Raw genomic sequence first — 19594 nt, forward strand, 5'->3', positions numbered from 1 at the left:
AGCATATTTCATACAAAACCGTCCTCTCTTATCGTTCTTTTCAAAGTATTCTACTCCCATTGCCTACAATTCTCATGAATGCCCACGGTATTATTGTCGCAGCTTTTCTCTCCCTTACCGGTCACTCGTATGGACAGGCGAAGAAAGACTCGACAGTATTGACTAATCCCGCTGTTGAAAACCTCGGCAATCAGGTCAATTCTGAATATAATGAGATCAATCCAGTTATTTCGCCGGATGGGAAAACATTATATTTCGCCCGTATAAGCCACCCCAACAACACCCATGGCACTAAAGGCAGCCAGGATATCTGGTTTTCCGATCTGGATGCAGTCAGTGGCAAATGGGGACCAGCCCGACGCATGGGATTTCCCTTAAACAAAGACGAGTATAACTGCGCTTATAGCATCACGCCCGATGGCAATACTATGCTCATAAAGGGGCAATACAACAACGGTAACTACGAAACACGCGGCTTTTCGATCAGTAAGAAAACAGCTACTGGTTGGTCGCCCCCGCAAAAGATTGATATTCCGGGCTATGTCGGAATGAGCAAAGGGCAATTCGACTGCGGGTTTATGTCGGCCGATGGCAAAACGCTGATCATGGCTTTCAGCGAGAAAAAAAACAGCAAGGAAGATGATATTTATGTTTCCTTCCGCCAAAAAGATGGCTCTTGGACTAAACCAATGGATTTGGGCTCTGAGGTGAATACTAAATTTACCGAAACCACGCCCTTTCTGGCTCCTGACGGTGCTACGCTGTATTTTTCCAGCAACCGGGATGGCGGCCTGGGTAGCAACGATATTTATGTGACCAAGCGCGTCGATAAAACCTGGAAACACTGGACCAAGCCGGTCAACCTGGGACCAAAGGTGAATACCGATGGCTATGACGCGTATTATACGCTTTCAGCTTCAGGTGATTATGCGTATCTGACCACCTTTAAAAATACGGTTGGCAAAGGGGATATTGTCCGGGTTAAGCTTACTGATGACCGACCGACGAATCAACCCAGCCGTTTGGGTAGTGGATCAGAAGTAGCGGGCCAAACGGACGCCACCCGGCCCGATCCAGTTGCGTTGATCAGCGGCAAAGTAGTTGACCAGATTACCGGCAAGCCCATTGAAGCCCGCATCGTTTACCAGACACTACCTGATGGTGCCGAAGTTGGTGAGGCTACTTCTGATCCGCTAACGGGCGAATATAAAATTGTGCTTCCTTACGGCCAGAAATTTTCTGTTCGGGCCATTGCAAAAGATTTCATTTCCGAAAGTATAAATATTGATCTGACGCAAGCTAAAGGCTTTCAGGAAATTAAAAGCGATCCTGTTAAAATGGCCCCTATCAAAGAAGGCTCAGTTATTCGCCTGAACAACATCTTCTTCGATACAGGCAAATCGGAACTTCGTCCTGAATCGGGCCCTGAGCTTGATCGATTAGTGACTACGCTGAATGAGAATCCTAAAATGACGATTGAGGTTCGCGGCCATACCGATAACACGGGCTCGAATGAAATCAATAACAAACTCTCTCAAGACCGGGCTGATGCCGTTCGGGAGTATTTCATCAGCAAAGGTATTGAACCCGATCGGGTAGGTAGTAAAGGCTTTGGCGAAAGCAAACCGGTTGCCACAAACGATACCGAAGCAGGTCGTCAGCAAAACCGAAGGGTGGAGTTTGTCATTATCAAGAAATAAAGCGGTGATATACGTTGGCTATGAGCAGATAAAAATCTGAAAAATGCAACCATAAAAGCCTGTTTGAGTTAACATTGTATAACTACACGCAACTAGGTTTTCTAATCATTATGCAACTGAATGCAGGCTGTGAACTTTATTTTGACGCCGAAACGCCAACCCCTTTAATATTAATGCTGCGCCCACGCTCGGGAGCAGGGCAATGGATTATCCGGGAAGAGTATCAGATTACCCCAACGGTCAATGTCACGGAGTTTACCGATATGTATGGCAACCTTTGTCAGCGGGTTGTCGCGCCGGCAGGGCCATTCTCTATTCATTTTTCAGCTACCGTTCAAACCGCCGATCTGATCGATGTAGCACCAGGCGCACCGTACACGCCTGTCGAAGATTTACCCGACGACGTGCTCCATTATACCCTACCCAGTCGTTATTGCCAGTCAGACCAATTGGGCAATCTGGCCGCTGAAATTACCGCCAATGCCGAACCAGGCTACGACCAGGCCGAAGCTATCCGAAAGTGGATTCATGAACATATCAAATACGAGTATGGCACCAGCGATGCCAGCACATCGGCTGTAGATACCGCCAATAACCGAATCGGTGTTTGTCGGGATTTCACCCATTTGGGTATTTCTCTTTGCCGATCGCTAAATATTCCGGCCCGTATGGTCGTTGGCTATTTATACCAGCTTGATCCTATGGACTTACACGCCTGGTTTGAAGCCTACGTCGACGGGCGTTGGTTTACGTTTGATGCTACTCAGAACGAACCACGTGGTAATCGAATAACGGTAGCCTATGGGCGCGATGCAGCCGATGTAGCCTTCACGACGCAGTTTGGTCCAATGAAACTCAACGATATGAAGGTATGGGTTGATATGGCTCAGCCAGAAATCCACGAAACAGAAAAAAAAGTTGACGATGCTCCAACCTTTTCGGCATCTGTTGGGTCTAACCAACCAACGACCAATACACCATGAAACAACAATTGCTTTTCTGTGCTCTGATCGGTATACTGACGGCTTGTCAGCACGAGTCTGATATTCAGCCGAGTACCACTTCCCTTGCCAGCGAAGCAGTTGGAACCTATCACACTAATTTTTACCTCGACCCATCGTATGTGGCCCTTTCGCCCAATCAAATGCCATACGTTGAGTTAAAACAGGAGTCAGATAGCAATGTAACCCTGCTGCTCACCAAACCGTATCCTTCTTCCCAGACAAAGGCCATTTCGCATGTGCGGCTACAGCGCAAATCAGATGGAGTCGAGCTAAAAGTAGCCAATACCAGCATAGGTACCCTACAAACCGATCGCGTATTCACCAATAGTGGTATGGAAAAACAAGGGCAACTTCTGCGGCTGTCTGCTCAGGATGGCTCAATCAGTGAGTTTGTCGGTGTTAAGCAATAAGCGGGCTTTAGCAACGGCTCACGCTTTCATCGACGTTGGAGCACTTCGTCGAGTTTGGCTTTGTAGATCCGGCCAATGGGCAATTCTTCATTATTGACCCGGATATAACTGGCACTGATAGCCTGAATGTGGTCCAGCGATACAATAAACGATTTGTGGATTCTGGCGAAGCGATCGGGAGGGAGTTTTTCTTCCAGGTAACTGATACGTAAATAGGAGACTAATGGACCAGATACGGTATGAATCCTGACGTAGTCTTTCAGACTCTCAATCCATAGAATATCGTCCAGATCGATCTTTACCATTTCCTTATCGACCTTAAAATACTGGTAGTTCTTAGCAGGGCGAACAAATTCAGGCGCTTCAGTCTGCGCGGGTTTAGTGGGCATAAACCGATAGATCTTACCAACCGATTGCAGAAATCGTTCAAAGGCAATAGGCTTTACCAGAAAGTCTACCACATCGAACTCGTAACTATCCAATGCGTATTCCCGAAAAGCTGTAGTGAAAATCACTTTAGGCCGATAGCCTAACGGTCGTAACAGATCGAAACCGGTCAGGCGGGGCATTTGGATGTCGAGAAATAAGACATCGACGGTCGTTTGCTGAAGAAATGGAAGAGCACGCGTTGGGCTATTCGATACGCCCATCAGTTGAAAATCTGGCAACCGACCTATGTATTCTTTTAACAGGTCGGTTGCCAGCGGCTCATCATCCAGTACAAAACAACGAACAGCCATCAGATCGGACAGTAGTTTGAAACGAACTGACCCGAATGGACCATCCGTTGATAACCGTATAACAACGCCTTATTTTTTATCGATTCGGTATAACCGCCCCTGATCGGTAACGGCATACAGAGCCCCATCTTTCCCCTGAGTAATATCCCGGAAACGCTGAAGCTGGTCCGACAATAGTCGTTCTTCACCAACTACTTTGTTGTTCTCGATAACCAGTCGTAACACGTGCATGCCACTCAGCGTACCAATAAACAGGTTGTTGTTCCACTCCGGTACATTGTTGCCGCTGTAGAACGTCATACCGCTGGGCGAAACGCTGGGGTCCCAGTAGTAAACGGGCTGTTCGAGCCCCTCTTTCTGTTGAATACCTTCTCCTACTTTCTGGCCACTGTATTCGATCCCATACGTAATAGTGGGCCAGCCATAGTTTTTACCCGGCTGAATCCGGTTGATTTCATCGCCACCCCGTGGCCCAAACTCACCTTCCCACAGATCGCCCGTAACCGGATGAAATGCCAGGCTCTGTACATTCCGATGCCCGTAGGAGTATAATTCAGGACGCGCGTCGGCCCGACCCACGAATGGATTGCCCGAAGCGGGTTTACCATCTTTAGTAATGCGAATCACTTTGCCTAAACCGGAATTAAGGGATTGGGCCTGTGGACGCGTTACGAGGTCCGACCGTTCGCCGGTACTAATCACCAGATTGCCCTGCTTATCGATCAGGATCCGGCCACCATAGTGCAAATTCCCTTTATAGGCTGGGGTAGCCCGGTAGATGACCGTAGCGTTTTCTATTTTCTTCTCATCTGCCGACAGTTTACCCTTTGCAACGGCTGTCAGATTTCCATCAGACAGGGGCTCTGAAAATACCCAGTACACCATGCGATTCGTGGCAAAATCGGGGTCGACCCGAACGCCCAGAAGACCGCCTTGACCAGATGAGTTTACGGCTGGTAAACCCGTAATAGGGTCACTCACTTTTCCGGCCGTTGTAACGATGCGCATGGAACCTTCCCGCTGTGTGATAAGCAATCGACCATCAGGCAGACTGGTTATACCCCAGGGACTTGTAAGGGCTTCGGTTAGTACTTTGCCTTCGTAGGGCGTTGTCGTCTTTGTGCCTGCGATTCGTGTTTGACCTGCAAAAGCCGATTTATACGTTGAATTAGGCGCTTTTGTTTCGACGGATGCGGTACCACTGCCAGCCGTTTGCTGACCACAGGCGTCCATCGTAAGACCAATCAGAAGTAAGCCTACACTGCCGACTGGCACTATCATTCGTTTTATCATGATTAATTAACGTTAAATACTTTAGGGTAATTAATATTTAGTTGATTAGCGCGTTAAGTTAAGCTGAATTTCAGGACGGCCAAAAACTGACTGTCTTCGGGCAACGTCACCAGCTCATATTGCCCTGGAAATAAGATGTCCAACCGTCGTTTAAGATTCGTTAATCCTAGCCCCGACGTTTCGGGATAGACAACATCATCAGGCACCGAGTTTTCGACAGAAAAAACCAGTCGGTTGCTACGCTGCGACAAATGTAGTTGAATCCAGCAAGCCGTCTCCGTTTGAGCCGCCCCATGTTTGAACGCGTTTTCGACAAACGGCAATAAAAGCATAGGTGGAATCATCACCTGATTCAGACTATTCAGTTCATCAAAGTTTGTCTGTACGTCCAGTCGATCGCCATACCGGATCTTCTCCAATGCAATATAATCTGACAGATAACCGACTTCTTTGGTGATTGGCACTTCAGAGCGGTGACTTTCATGCAGTTGGTAACTGAGCAGTCCGGCCAGCCGTTGCAGTAGATGCGGCATCTGTGCAGGCTGGTGTATCGAAACCGAAATCAGGTTATTGAGTGTATTGAACAAAAAGTGGGGCTGTACCTGCGATTGTAGCAATCGGTATTCGGCCGATAGCTTTTCCCGTCGATACGTTTCGCTCAGCTGCTGCTGGCGCAACGCGTGCCTAACCAACTCGACAGCCACAAAAAGGCCAACCACTAAATGAAGCTGCATGGATTCAGCCAGCACTTTTGGCCAGTAAAAAAGTGGCTTTTGCAGACCATCCGGGTAGTAGACCGGATACAGAAATGTATAGTTCGTCATCCGGCGCAAAAGCCCGAACACGATGATTCCGCCAATCAGGCTTAACCAGAAACTGGTCATACGACCGGCCAGCAAAAACCGCCGTACGGTAATAAGCAGATGCCAGTATCCGGCAATCAGCAGCAATGGAATATTCAGCGCTATCTGGCGAAAGCTTTGCTGGAAATTGTCCATGTACGCTCCTGTGTTGAGCCATTCGAACAGAAAATAGCCCATCCAGAAAAGCCCCTGCGTCAAGGCTTCTTGCTGAGGTCGTCCGTCCTGGTTAAGCGTCCGCAATTGAACCATCTTCACAATGCTTGCATTCAGGCTTCGAAATTACAGCGTCGGAGGATTCGTTTAGAATTAATTTGCCCAATAGCGTTGACAAGCTCCTCAACGGAAGCCTTACTCGACCAATGACACGATTTACTCGACCAACTGCACTTCTGGCGCTTACGGAGTCATGTGGACAAGCAGACCTGTCGTTAGGCTAAAATGCACGTTTTGTATCAGGCTAACCGATTGATTTGTCGACGGGAATACAACGTCGAATTTAAATCCATCAACGAGTATGCACAATCATTCCATCGCCCTGTACAGACAAAGCAACATCTCAGCTCGGTTTGCAACTCAACGCTATCTATCTTTTCTAGTCAAATGTCCCATCCGCACGAATCTTCGTTTTGATTTACTGCTGATCGGCGTAGTTTTTCTTTTGACAAGCTCATACTCGATAAAAGCTCAACCTGACCCATATGCATTATACCCCATAAATGAACCAGACTCCAGCCGGGGCTATTGGCGGCTGAAAACCCAGGCTGCTTCACGAAGCACTCAGATTCAATTTTTTGGCGCTGATCGTCGGCTACTTTATGAAGAAAACCTGCCGGGACAATGGGTACGGCTCAGCCGCAAAAACCGGAAACAGTTCGATCAATTGCTGGCTCAGTTAGTAGCCAATCAGCTCTTAACTACCCGCATCAAAACAGAACTCTTACCTTCTGAACAAGCCAACCTGCGTCCACCTAGCTCGGCCCCCCGACCTGATATTGATACGACTAATGCACCCATTCCTGCTTCATATTATGTTCACGCGTATATAAGTCAAGCGGGTAAATTACACCTGCTGATCAGTAATCCCGAACGGTTACGCTATAAAATTGAGATCGTCGATCAGTATAACCGGCCGCTCTACGAAGAATTCAGTAACCTATATTCGTACAGCCGACGACTCGATTTAGCGCCTATTCCCGACACTATCTGCCGGGTCATCGTACATATCGCTCAGAAACGGTTTCTCTATGCAGTAAAGAGGCAGAATGTTCGGTCCAACTTTATCTTGCAACCCCAACTCGTTGCCCCCCAGCAGCCTAACTTATTTCCTAAGCCGGCTACCAGCGAACAACAATTCACCCCAATGCCGATCAGTTTGTGATCACGTTTTCCGTAACTCTATGCTACTTTTTCCGATAGATAACATGCACGGGATAAACAAACCAGGTTGATCAGTCAACGTATCACACCAGTCGTTATATTTGTAAAAACATAACGACTGGTAGCTCGATTGTACAACCTATATGCTCAACTCTACACTTCTCTGGCTAGGTTTTGCTTCTACGCATGTCGCGGGTGATACAATACCTAGTCCAGATACCTTACGTTCACGCGAATTGGCTGAAGTTGTTGTTTCGGCTTCACGGGTACCCGAATCGATTCTACGATCTCCGGTAAGTATTGAAGTGCTGGATGCCCGACGCATTCGACTATCGGCTCAACCCTCTTACTTCGATGCCATTGAGAATCTGAAAGGTGTTCAGGTATTGACCTCCAGCCTGGGTTTTAAGGTGTACAACACACGGGGCTTTGCCAATACAACCAACGTTCGGTTTGTGCAGCTCGTCGACGGTCGCGACAATCAGGCTCCCCATATCGGCGCTCCCATTGCCAGTGCTTTAGCTCCCTCTGATTTGGACATTCAACGTGTGGAAGTGGTGCCCGGTGTTGCGTCGGCGCTGTACGGTATGAATGCCCTCAATGGGCTGGTCAATATTATCACGCGGAACCCATTCGATTCACCCGGTCTGAGTATTGGGCAAAAAACCGGCCTCAACCATGTAGCCGATGTGTCCGTTTCAGCGCAGCTATATTCCCATACCAGCCTACGCTACGCCCAGCGCATAGGCAATCGGTTTGCCTTCAAAGTCAATTTGGTCTATCAGCGCGGGTATGACTGGATTGCCGCTAATTCGATGGATCTGAATCCAACGGGAAACAGCTCCTTAGGGCTGCTGGGCGCGGACAACCCGGCACTAGACCCGGTGAATAGCTATGGGAACGAATCGGCTAACCGACGAACCTTAACACTAGGCGGCAAACGGTACAGCATAGCCCGCACGGGGTATTATGAATCTCAGGTTACCGACTATCGGCTGCTGAATCTGCGGGGCGACCTTTCGCTCCACTATCGCTTCAACCCTACCACCGAAATTGCGTACACATATCAGGGAGCTACGCTTAACAATGTGTATCAGCGCACTAACCGCTTTCGACTGGAAAATTATGCGCTGGATCAACACAGTCTGACGTTTACATCGCCTTCCGTACAAATCCGCGCATATCGCTCTCGGGAAGATACAGGTGATTCTTATAACATCCGGTCGATGGCGGAGAACATCGATAAATCATTCAAATCGGATAATCAATGGTTTGCTGATTTTACCAGTCAGTTCAACACCGACACCAAAGCCGATATGACAGTTCCTGATGCGCTCCGCGACGCCCGATCATTTGCCGATCGGGGCCGACCCGTTCCGGGCACAGCAGCATTTAATACATTGATTAGTACCCTTCGAGCAATCAACAACTGGGATATTGGGGCTGCTTTACAAGTTAAATCCTGGCTATACCATACTGAAGGGCAGTGGGAGCCAACCAAAGTGCTCTGGAAGAATTTTCGACAACAGACAGGTATTGATCTGCTGATGGGCTTCGATTTCCGGCGTTATGTCGTCTTCCCCGATGGCAACTATTTCATCAATCCAACCAACCCTGGGCATAATCTGGTTTATGGAAAGGAAGGTGGTTTTGTACAGGCCAGCCGCAACTTTCTGGACGACCGACTAAAAGTGACTGGCTCACTACGGCTCGATAAAAATACCTATTTTGACCCTCGGCTGAACCCTCGACTGGCACTGGTTTACTCCCCTACCGAGTCCCATAACCTCCGATTATCTTATCAGAATGGGTATCGGTTCCCATCGCTTTTTGAGGCTTTTTCAAATGTCAATTCGGGCGGTGTCAAGCGCGTCGGCGGACTTCCGATCATGTCGAAAGGTATTTACGAAAATACCTATCTAGTCACGTCCATCAATACTTTTCAGGCAGCCATTACAACCGATGTGAATACCAACGGCCTATCCACCAGTCAGGCTATTCAGAAAAACAAAGGGCTCCTGAAGGCAAGCCCCTATACATACCTTAAACCCGAGCAAATCAATAGTTTTGAGATCGGCTATAAAGGGCTCTGGTTCGCACAACGCCTGTATGTGGATGTTGATTTTTATTACAGCGCCTATCGAAATTTTATCGCACAGGTTAATGCCAATCTTCCTAAAGGAAGCAACTCCGACTCGCTGGCCTATTATTTTTCGACTTCAACGATGCAGGATCGGTATCGGCTCTGGACCAATTCACAAACCCGCGTGTACAACTATGGCGCGAGCGCTGCCCTGCGTTATAGCCTGACAACCAACTGGGCACTGGGCGGTAATGCATCCTTTGCAAAACTCGACCGGGCCGAAAATGGGGACGGGCTGGAAAGCGCCTTTAACACACCCCAGTGGATTACCAACCTAACCGTTACGAACGGAAACCTTTGGAATGGTATTGGCTTTTCTATCAATTATAAATATCAACGCAGCTTCCTGTGGCAATCAGAACTAGCTACAGGGACGGTGCCAGCCATCAACACCGTAGATGCACAACTCAGTTATCAACTCCGCAAAGCATGCGTTTTAGTCAAAATAGGTGGTACCAACCTATTCAATCAACCTTACTACACCTTTATTGGAGGGCCAGCCGTAGGAGGATTCTATTACACAAACCTGATATGGGAGTTGCCCAGAAAGTGATGTATCAAGTTACTTCACAAAAAAATCGCGCTACCGTCGGGCAACGCGATTTTTTCGGTTATCTGCTTAACCAATTAGCGGATAGCAAATTCACCCGAACCAATACGGAAACCTTCCGAGTACAGTTCTACAGTGTATTTACCAGGCTTATAAGGAATACCACGGCTATACAGCAACTCAACATTCTGATTGTTGTTGGTGTAATTCACCGTTTGTTTCGTAGTATAGATGGTTTCATTACCGTCAACGGTAAATGTACCAGAGCCATTAGCCATATCGGAGACGACGGCGCCGTCAGGATCAAGCACCCGAACATAAACATCTTTCGCTTCTTCTTTCGTCAGCGGATTGTCCAGCAGCGTGTACACTACTTTGATTTTGTCCAGCTTCTTGGCTTTGTAGGCATCGTCTTCTTTCACTTTGCCTTTCGAATTAACCGCGAATACTTTTACATTCTGCGCTTTCAAAGCAGCAGCTCGAGTTACTTTGGTGGACAATTCGTTATTCTGCGCAACGAATGTGTTCACAGAATCCCGTAATTGCTGACGATTTGTTTTCAACCCCGTGTTCTCTTCATCCAGCGTTTTTACGTTCGTGGCCAGCGTAACATTTTCACGTTGCAGACCAGCAATTAACGTATCTTTCTCCGCCAGGAAGGCTTCATACTGCTTGATTTTAGCTTCATACTTAGCAATCGAAACCCGGTTACCACGTTTTAAAGCCGCTTTATCCTGCTCTAGTTGCACTTTCATCTTCTCCAACTCTGACACATCACCGCCTAATTTCTGTACTTCAGCGATTTTAGCATCTAACGCTGTTGAGATCGAATCCAGCTTAACGCGAGTGGTCGATAGTTCTTCAACGCGTTCTGATATGGTTACTTCCTGGTTTTCAGAAACCTTCTTTTGATCAAAATACAGATAACTCGATACACCGGCTAAACCCGTCATAATGATCAGAGCTGCCAGAAGAGCACCATTTGTTTTTGACTTGGGCGCATTATTTTCCATTGCAAATTTTCAGTTTAACGATTAAACATGCACAAACTTAAAAAAGCCGCTTTCGCGGTTGTGTAGAGGTTGTTACATTCAAGCTTTTGTTTGAATGAAAAATCTTAGGTTCGACTTAAGAGCGACACTACCGGAACGCCAGCTTACGGCAACCTATTGTAATGAACAACTCGCGGAGTTAAAAAAAGGTTTAAATAGTACCTATAAAACACCGCAAATTTATATAATGATTATCAGACAGATAGACCGTTCGATAAATATCTTATTTGCTCTATAGTAAGCATATACCCTTAGTAGGCTAAATCCTGTAACCCAAAACAAGCCTGACGCACAGAAGGTTTACGTCTAAAGCCAAATCCGAATGCCAGAACTTCCAGAGGTCGAGATCCGACGCCAATACCTCGAAACTTCATCGCTTTACCAGCCTATCAGCCACATTGAGGTGGAAGATAAAAAATTGCTCACTACAGATTACCATACGCTTCAGGAAAGGCTTACAGGCCGACAATTCGTCGGAACGGAGCGGGTGGGAAAAAACCTGTTTATACGCACCGACCAGCCGGGTATTATCGTTCACATGCACTTTGGCATGACGGGTGATCTGGAATACTATCACTCGTCTATCGACCGACCGCGCTTTGCCCGAATCGTATTCGAATTTACAAATGGCTTCAATCTGGGTTTCTTATGCCCTCGGAAATTCGAGCGGATAGGTCTGATCGAAAACATAGACGAATTCCTGAACCGAAAGAAAATTGGTTCGGATGGACTTGCCATATCTGTAGACGAATTAACCGAACAGGTCCGGCGTAAAAAAGCGTTGATCAAGCCTGTTTTGCTCGATCAACGTGTGGTAGCAGGGCTGGGCAACTGGATTGTCGATGAAGTATTGTTTCAGGCACGGATTCATCCTGAGCAACGCGCCGATACGCTCAGTGAGATTCAGATAAGCCAGTTACACAACGCTATCCGCCTTGTTCTCAATACCGCTATTCAGTATGAAGCTACCTATCGTGATTTCCCTATTGATTTTCTGATTCACGTTCGCGAGTGGGACAATTCACCCTACGATGATGTCGAAGCGCACAAATTCTGTCCTCGTTGTCATACCCGAATTGAGCGCTCGGTAGTTGGTGGACGCACTACCTTCTTCTGCCCCCGCGAGCAGTTCCTCCATTGAACTTATGCCACAAAAATCATGTTGATGTATTAAATGTATAGACATTTAAAGTGGTGATACAACGAACAATCTCTGATATTCGCACGGCTACCCCCAATAGCGTTGGGGATGGCTTCATTGGTCTGAATGCATTTCATCCACAAGGCTCGCGCCCTTTTAGTCCGTTTCTGCTTCTGGACCATCATGGCCCAATGCAGGTAAAGCCTTCTGAATACCCCAAGGGAGTGGATCAACACCCACACCGGGGATTTGAAACGGTTACGATTGTTTACGAAGGCGCTTTAGAACATCGCGATTCGGCCGGAAATCATGGAAAACTCTTTGCCGGTGATGTCCAATGGATGACGGCTGCGGCAGGTATTATTCATGAAGAAAAACACGAGCGTGCCTTTTCCCGTCAGGGTGGCCGACTGGATTTTGTACAGCTATGGGTCAACTTACCGGCGCAATACAAAATGAATCCACCCAGATATCAGGATATTGCAGCCTCAACCATCACCACGTCTACATTAGCGGGCGGTGGTCAGTTGCGGGTCATTGCGGGCGAACTGGCGGGTTTACAAGGTCCAGCCAACACATTTAGCCCAGTCGTTGTAGCTGATCTGTCGCTGAATCAGGGGCAGATCGAAACCTTAAGAATTCCTCAATCGTACGCCCTGATGGTTTACGTATTAAGGGGTTCGGCAACGCTCAATTCAACGCCAATTGATCGGGGACAGATTGCCCTCCTGAATCAGGATGGCGACAGCATTTCTCTTTCGGCTACTGACAATACAAAGTTGCTTATTCTGGCCGGAGAACCCATCCAGGAGCCAATGGCAGTATATGGACCGTTTGTGATGAACACGCGAGAAGAAATTCTGGAAGCGTTCGAGGACTTTCAGGCCGGACGTATGGGCGTTTTGCACTAGGCAATAATCGGGTGTAATCAAGAGGAGTCAGGAATTGAAAGCAACAGAGCAACCATTCCCGACTCCTCTTGACAATACATGACAACTTATGATTGTTCTTGACCGCATCCGACAATATGTTATAAGTCTTTGATATTCCCGAAGCCAATTACATCCCGATATACGGGATTGTCGCGCAGTTCGGTAGCTCGCATCAGCTTATCAGCACCAAATTTTGTTTTCAGTTCATACAGCGTTTTACGAAGTGTGGCTTTACGGCTATCATTTTCAAATAAACTAAGCGGAACGACTTCAGCAGGAATGAACCGAAAAACAGCCACACACATACTTCGTAACTGTTCGTTCAGAACAGGTTCGCACCGATGAGCAGCCTGAAATTTATCCAACCGCTCCCGAATAATTCGATAGAGTTCGGGGCCATCCTGCTTTGGCTCTGAAAAATGGACTTCATAGTTGTAGGTCTTGCCCGAATGATAGCGGCAGGAGAACGATAAATCCTGACAGAATAGCTCTTTACGAACCATCCGTCGTTCGAGCGTCAGGCAAAGCGATTGTAACAACTCATCCAGTCGCTCGGGAGAGTACCGCTGATCGGCCGAGATAGTTCGCATGGCTGACATACTTTTATTCTCTTCGACTGTATCAAAGTCAACTTCTCCGCCAAAATTTAACCGTAGATGCCAGTGCCATCCCACAATACTCTGACAAACAGCCCGAAGGTGCTCTGGTTTGGCGTAGCGCAGGTCGATCGGCGTAAGTACACCACCTGCCTGCAAACGAGCTGCCATACGCTGGCCAATCCCCGGCAAATCGGTTAGGGTTAATGAACGGAGTACATCGTCAATGGTTTCAGGCGTAATAAGGGTCATGCCGTCGGGCTTTTGAATATCCGATGCCAGTTTGGCCAGAAACACATTTGGAGCCATACCGATCGAGCACCGAAGCCAATCGCCCACTTTTTCGCGTATAGCCTGTTTAATTGCTAAAGCCGTTTGTCGTACATCTTTATAAACCAGTTGGTAGTTTGTTAAATCCACCACGGCCTCGTCAATACTCTTGGGCACCACATCGTCTGAAAATTGCCGAAGTACGTCGATGATTTTGACATGGAATTCACGGTATCGATTGGGATGCGTTTCAATGGGTACTAAATCCGGGCAGAGTACGATTGCCTCGTCCAGTCGCATTCCGGTTTTCACCCCGCGCAATTTGGCTTCAATAGATGGAGCAATCACGCAACCGTGCCGCCCTGTATATACGCACACCCCCACTGGCCGACCACGTAACCAGTAATTTACCTGCTGCTCACACGAGGCAAAAAAGCTGTTCATATCGACAAAAAGTACTGTTGGCAGCGTGTGTGTGCCCAATCGGTTCCGTTTCATTAATTTTTGGATAGAAAAGTGTCTTACAGTACTAGCATACGTCTATATTTGTAGTATGTTCTTTATAATACAACTGCAATATATTTTACTTGTATTATAATTTCCAACTATCCAGACTATCATATCCAATAAATTGTTCAAAAAATTAGCTGTATTGTGACGATTCAGGACCGACTAAAGCAGGTTTTCGATGCCCTGGGCATAACGATCTACCAGATTTCTAAGGAGTTAGGCGAAAACCCTTCTAAATTTTATAATATTCTGAACGGTCGGGCCAAACCGTCGTACGATACGATTATGAGTTTGCTGACCTGCTACCCACAAATCAGTTCCGACTTTCTGATTCGGGGAAAATTACCAGTCTTAAATACACCGGAAACAAATGTGCGGCTAATGACGTCCGACGATGATACTCTTGAGGTACCCTTCATCCCGGTCAAGTTTTACGCCAGCTTCGTGGAAAGCTATGCCGATGGAATCAATGGGGCGGATATGGAGACTTTCCGGGTTCGGAAAGCAGTCATGAAAAACCAAAAACAGGCTGTAGTACTCGAAATTTCGGGCAATAGCATGAGTCCTCAACTGATCCACGGTGCTAAAGTTCTGGCGGTTCCGGTCAGTGACAGTAACTGGGAATACCAGTCAGGTGGGGTTTATGCAGTGATGTATCGGGATTATTTCGTCGTTAAACGCATTCGGGATAACGAGCTCTTGACCCGTAAATACCTTACACTCCATTCCGACAACCCCAACGGCGGTAACGTGACAGTTCCCTTACAGGATATTCGGGGTATCTGGAAAATCGTCTCAATCGTAGAAGCGCCAGTTGAATAAAAAACTCCTACCCGGTCAGGGGTGGTCAGGCAATTAGTTCAGTTACTGACTACCCCTGACTTATTTGACCCATTACCTGACCACTTTCTCAACATCCTTCTGGTGCGCCCACATATCCTGGAAATTAGCGCTGTTTTGTTGAAGTTCCGGAAAAGTACCCTCATCAACGATCCGGCCATCCTGCATGATATAGATATAATCGAACAACGGCAGTAGATGAAGCCGATGTAAGGTCGATACAACCGCTTTATCGGCAAACTCCCGCAGAAGTTCCCGATAGATCTGAAGTTCCGTTTTGGGATCTACGCTACTCGTCGGTTCATCCAGCAACACAACACCACTGGCACGAGCGGCTAATATACCGCGTGCCAATGCCAGTCGCTGACGTTGCCCACCCGATAAGTTCACCCCTTTTTCCTGAATATTCGTTTCCAGTCCGTTAGGTAATCGACGTACGACTTCATCAAAACGGGCGACTCGACAAACTTCCTGTATATCTTTTTCCTCAAAGGGCAATCCAAGGGTGATATTGTAGGCAATTGTGCTCTCAAAAATCTCTGGTTCCTGCGGAAATAGGGTTACAGTATTCGCAACGGCATTCAAATCCAGATAAGTAGCTCCATCAACCCGAACCGACAACCCTGGTTCAGGAATGTACAGGCCACGCAGCAGGGTTAGCAACGTACTTTTACCAGAACCACTTTCCCCAATAAAGGCGATCCGTTTTCCCCGGCTCAGGCGAATTGCCAGTCCGTTCAGATGAACCGCTTTTTGTGTCCTCCCTGCCGGACGACTGTGCGAGAAGTTCAACCCGGTAATGTCGATAGTCTGCCAGCCCTCCGGCAAACTCGCATCTTCAGGGCGTTCATAACGGACATACGCTTCATTAATGGATCGTACTGTCTGCACATCGGTATTATACTGCACGATTTGCGTGTACTGCCAGGCAATGTCGTTGAACACGCTGGTAAACTGGTTCACATAGCCTAATAGGGTTACCAATCCCCCCACCAGAAACACCTGACCCGGCTCATAATGCTGATAAACATAGCCCGTAGCCAGCACAACATAAATAAGGCCAACCAGCATCGACGCCACAAACCACTTCCATTCATTGATTTTTACCTGCCGGATAAAGGGAGGAAAAACAGCCGCTATTTTATGTATCAAACTATCCTGAATTCGTTGTTCCAACCGAAGTGTAATAACGGTAATGATATTGGACAGGCTATCGAAAAGCGTTGATGAAACCACATGTTCCCGTTCATTCGTCTCGTCCAGGGCGACGATAAATGGGCGATCAAACCGGAGAATAATCCAGATAGTCAGTATACCCAGGCCCACACCAATCAGTCCGAAGGCGGGAGAGAAATAGAGCATAGCCCCAAAGGAAAAGACAAATTTAGCCAGGGCCTGCAAATACATAAATCCATCCTGAAAAAACGTCTTCAGGGCATCGTACGCCTTACGAATTCGATTGATGGTCGCTCCACTGTGGTGATCCTTATGCCAGCCGACCGGCAAATGCAGTGTTTTGTGAAACAACTCGTCCAGAAAATTCCGACTCAGGTTAAACGCCAGCTTTCGTTCCATAACCCGAGCGGGGCCATGAAACACCCATTCCAGTACTTCCAGTCCCATGTATCCACCTGCATAAAGCCACCCCAATTTTAAAATTGACGTACCTTGTTGCTGAAGTTCACCGATAAACCAGCCAAATAATAATGGTCGTAAAGCGGCTACTGCATTGGCCATGACGAACAGAAAATAGACCAGCACATACTGTCGCTTTTCGTGTCGGGCATACGTCCAGGCCGTGCGCAGTAAGGCGATATACGGATTTTGCATGATTCCAAGGTAATGCCTTATTTCCTAAGACAGATTCTAGGAGCACAATGGACAAAAACCTAGAATAGTTTCGATTATATTCTTTGCCTAGGGGTTGGTTTTCTAATTGAAATTCAGTAATTTTGCGTCCTGATTTGTAAAAGGGGTACCCACTTTGTTGGTGAATGCCCTTCCTTCGATTTTAGAAAAACATAACTTTCAGTATAACAAGCTAATGGCTCGCGATTTAAATTTCACGAGAAACATCGGTATCGCTGCCCACATTGATGCGGGTAAGACAACCACCACCGAGCGGATTCTGTATTACGCCGGGGTAAGCCACAAGATTGGTGAGGTACACGATGGCGCTGCTACCATGGACTGGATGGAGCAGGAACAAGAACGGGGGATCACGATCACCTCGGCTGCTACCACTGTCGATTGGACCTATCGCAATCAAAAGTATCATATCAACATCATCGATACTCCAGGGCACGTTGACTTCACCGTTGAAGTAAACCGCTCGCTGCGTGTACTCGATGGGCTGGTGTTCCTCTTCAGCGCCGTTGATGGTGTAGAGCCACAGTCAGAAACCAACTGGCGTCTGGCCAACAATTATCACGTGGCTCGTTTGGGCTTCGTGAACAAAATGGACCGTTCGGGTGCCGACTTCTTGAATGTCTGCAAGCAGGTAAAAGAAATGCTGGGCAGCTATGCTGTTCCGCTTCAATTACCGATCGGCGAAGAAGACAATTTCAAAGGGGTTGTTGACCTGGTTAACTTCCGGGGTATCGTTTGGAACGAATCCGACAAAGGCATGACCTTCGAGGTTGTCCCCATTCCAGATGATATGCTGGACGAAGCCACCGAATGGCGGGAGAAACTGCTCGAAGCCGTTGCCGAATTCGACGATCACCTCATGGAGAAATACTTCGAGGATCCTGAGTCGATCTCGGAAGATGAAATTCTTGCTGCGCTTCGCAAAGCGACCATCGCCATGAAAATCGTTCCGATGCTTTGCGGTTCTTCGTTTAAAAACAAAGGAGTGCAAACCATGCTTGACTATGTGATGGCCCTGCTGCCTTCACCGTTGGACAAGGAGAGCATCAAAGGTACCAATCCGAACACAGGCGAAGAAATCTCCCGGAAGCCATCTACTTCGGAGCCATTCTCTGCGCTGGCGTTTAAAATTGCTACTGACCCTTACGTAGGTCGCTTGTGCTTTGTTCGCTCATACTCGGGTGTTCTGGAGTCTGGTTCATACATCCTGAATAACCGTTCGGGCAACAAAGAGCGGATTTCGCGGATTTTCCAGATGCACGCCAACAAGCAAAATCAGATTGAACGTCTGGAAGCTGGTGATATTGGTGCTGTAGTTGGATTTAAGGACATCAAAACGGGTGATACGCTATCGGATGAAAAGAACCCAATCGTTCTGGAATCGATGGTATTCCCCGATCCAGTTATTGGTTACGCAATCGAGCCGAAGAAAACCGCCGATCAGGACAACTTCTCGAAAGCAATTGGTAAGTTGATCGAAGAAGACCCAACCCTGAAAGTTGAGTCGAACGAAGAAACCGGCCAGACCATTATCCGGGGTATGGGTGAGCTTCACCTCGAAATCATCATCGACCGTATGCGTCGTGAGTTCAAGGTAGAGGTAAATCAGGGTGCTCCACAGGTAGCCTACAAAGAAAAGCTGACCAAAAACGTTGAACACCGTGAAGTGTATAAGAAACAGACGGGTGGTCGCGGTAAGTTTGCCGATATCGTATTTGAACTGGGGCCCCGCGATCCTGAAGAGGATGGCTCGGTTAAACCCGGTCTGCAATTCGAGAATGGTATCGTTGGTGGTGTAATTCCCCGCGAATTCATTCAGCCAGTTGCCAAAGGCTTTGAAGAATCGTTGAAAAACGGTCCGCTAGCTGGCTTCCCGCTTGAAAGTATGAAAGTTCGGTTGTTCCACGGTTCATACCACGATGTTGACTCCGACTCGCTGTCGTTCGAAATGGCGGCTCGTCTGGGCTTCCGTGAAGCAGCTCGTCAGGCTGGTCCGAAACTGCTCGAACCGATCATGGCCGTTGAAGTTCTGACACCAGAAGAATACACCGGTCCAATCACGGGCGACCTCAACCGTCGTCGCGGTGTGATGAAAGGTATGGATTCAAAAGCCGGATCGCAGGTGATCAAGGCTGACGTTCCCCTATCGGAACTGTTTGGATACGTGACGGATCTGCGTACGATGTCGTCGGGTCGTGCTACGGCTAACCTGACCTTCTCGCACTACGAAGTAGTACCGCAGAACATTTCGGATGCTGTAGTCGCTAAAGAAAAAGGTACTGTGAAGGCATAAGCCTTACTAGA

At 47.6% G+C, this 19594-nt stretch carries 15 protein-coding genes; 9 read left to right on the forward strand and 6 right to left on the reverse strand.

Going from position 1 to position 19594, the window contains the following annotated elements:
- Positions 1-74: 74 nt before the first annotated feature.
- The 3 genes from B5M13_RS32665 to B5M13_RS32675 all read left to right on the forward strand — a co-directional run bounded on the left by B5M13_RS32665 (position 75) and on the right by B5M13_RS32675 (position 3114).
- Positions 75-1700, forward strand: a complete 1626-nt coding sequence (locus B5M13_RS32665) for an OmpA family protein (protein ID WP_080060180.1) — start codon at positions 75-77, stop codon at positions 1698-1700.
- Positions 1701-1810: 110 nt separating this feature from the next.
- Complete coding sequence (locus B5M13_RS32670) at positions 1811-2683, forward strand: transglutaminase domain-containing protein (protein ID WP_080059637.1); 873 nt, start codon at positions 1811-1813, stop codon at positions 2681-2683.
- Positions 2680-3114 (forward strand): hypothetical protein, encoded by a 435-nt coding sequence (locus B5M13_RS32675; protein ID WP_080059638.1) that lies wholly within the window; start codon positions 2680-2682, stop codon positions 3112-3114. Before B5M13_RS32670 ends, B5M13_RS32675 begins: the two co-directional genes overlap by 4 nt.
- Before the next feature lie 26 nt (positions 3115-3140).
- On the opposite strand, the gene B5M13_RS32680 is transcribed toward B5M13_RS32675, so the two are convergent.
- From B5M13_RS32680 to B5M13_RS32690, 3 genes are all read right to left on the reverse strand, one after another.
- Positions 3141-3854, reverse strand: coding sequence for a LytR/AlgR family response regulator transcription factor (locus tag B5M13_RS32680; RefSeq protein ID WP_080059639.1), 714 nt, complete (start codon positions 3852-3854; stop codon positions 3141-3143).
- 69 nt (positions 3855-3923) lie between these two features.
- Complete coding sequence (locus B5M13_RS32685) at positions 3924-5147, reverse strand: PQQ-dependent sugar dehydrogenase (protein ID WP_245859622.1); 1224 nt, start codon at positions 5145-5147, stop codon at positions 3924-3926.
- Positions 5148-5200: 53 nt separating this feature from the next.
- Positions 5201-6259 carry a sensor histidine kinase gene (locus B5M13_RS32690; RefSeq protein WP_080059641.1) on the reverse strand — a complete coding sequence of 353 codons (1059 nt, stop codon included), beginning with the start codon at positions 6257-6259 and terminating at the stop codon, positions 5201-5203.
- A 409-nt stretch (positions 6260-6668) separates the two neighbouring features.
- On the opposite strand from B5M13_RS32690, the gene B5M13_RS32695 reads away from it, so the two are divergent.
- Both B5M13_RS32695 and B5M13_RS32700 read left to right on the forward strand, forming a co-directional pair.
- Positions 6669-7388 (forward strand): hypothetical protein, encoded by a 720-nt coding sequence (locus tag B5M13_RS32695; RefSeq protein ID WP_155297373.1) that lies wholly within the window; start codon positions 6669-6671, stop codon positions 7386-7388.
- Positions 7389-7530: 142 nt separating this feature from the next.
- Positions 7531-10083, forward strand: coding sequence for a TonB-dependent receptor (locus tag B5M13_RS32700; protein WP_080059643.1), 2553 nt, complete (start codon positions 7531-7533; stop codon positions 10081-10083).
- A 74-nt stretch (positions 10084-10157) separates the two neighbouring features.
- On the opposite strand, the gene B5M13_RS32705 is transcribed toward B5M13_RS32700, so the two are convergent.
- A complete protein-coding gene (locus B5M13_RS32705; RefSeq protein ID WP_080059644.1) occupies positions 10158-11093 on the reverse strand; it encodes a hypothetical protein in 936 nt (311 codons plus the stop codon).
- Positions 11094-11454: 361 nt separating this feature from the next.
- On the opposite strand from B5M13_RS32705, the gene B5M13_RS32710 reads away from it, so the two are divergent.
- Together B5M13_RS32710 and B5M13_RS32715 are read left to right on the forward strand one after the other, a co-directional pair.
- A complete protein-coding gene (locus B5M13_RS32710) occupies positions 11455-12273 on the forward strand; it encodes an Fpg/Nei family DNA glycosylase (RefSeq protein WP_080059645.1) in 819 nt (272 codons plus the stop codon).
- Between the two features lie 53 nt (positions 12274-12326).
- Positions 12327-13184: a pirin family protein gene (locus B5M13_RS32715; RefSeq protein WP_245859624.1), complete on the forward strand. Its 858-nt coding sequence runs from the start codon at positions 12327-12329 to the stop codon at positions 13182-13184.
- 119 nt (positions 13185-13303) lie between these two features.
- Here B5M13_RS32715 and B5M13_RS32720 read toward each other — a convergent pair whose 3' ends face one another.
- A complete protein-coding gene (locus B5M13_RS32720) occupies positions 13304-14569 on the reverse strand; it encodes a DNA polymerase Y family protein (protein WP_080059646.1) in 1266 nt (421 codons plus the stop codon).
- 156 nt (positions 14570-14725) lie between these two features.
- Between B5M13_RS32720 and B5M13_RS32725 the strand changes: the two genes are divergently transcribed.
- Positions 14726-15403, forward strand: a complete 678-nt coding sequence (locus B5M13_RS32725) for a LexA family transcriptional regulator (protein WP_394334303.1) — start codon at positions 14726-14728, stop codon at positions 15401-15403.
- Between the two features lie 72 nt (positions 15404-15475).
- Here the strand turns inward: B5M13_RS32725 and B5M13_RS32730 are convergent, their stop codons facing one another.
- A complete protein-coding gene (locus tag B5M13_RS32730; RefSeq protein ID WP_080059648.1) occupies positions 15476-17251 on the reverse strand; it encodes an ABC transporter ATP-binding protein in 1776 nt (591 codons plus the stop codon).
- A gap of 214 nt (positions 17252-17465) precedes the next feature.
- Here B5M13_RS32730 and fusA point away from each other — a divergent pair, with 214 nt between their 5' ends.
- The gene (fusA, locus tag B5M13_RS32735) at positions 17466-19583 is read left to right on the forward strand and encodes an elongation factor G (protein ID WP_080059649.1); all 2118 of its coding nucleotides are present in this window, start codon (positions 17466-17468) and stop codon (positions 19581-19583) included.
- The last annotated feature ends 11 nt before the right edge of the window (positions 19584-19594 follow it).

Source organism: Spirosoma aerolatum, from assembly GCF_002056795.1.
Lineage (GTDB): Bacteria > Bacteroidota > Bacteroidia > Cytophagales > Spirosomataceae > Spirosoma > Spirosoma aerolatum.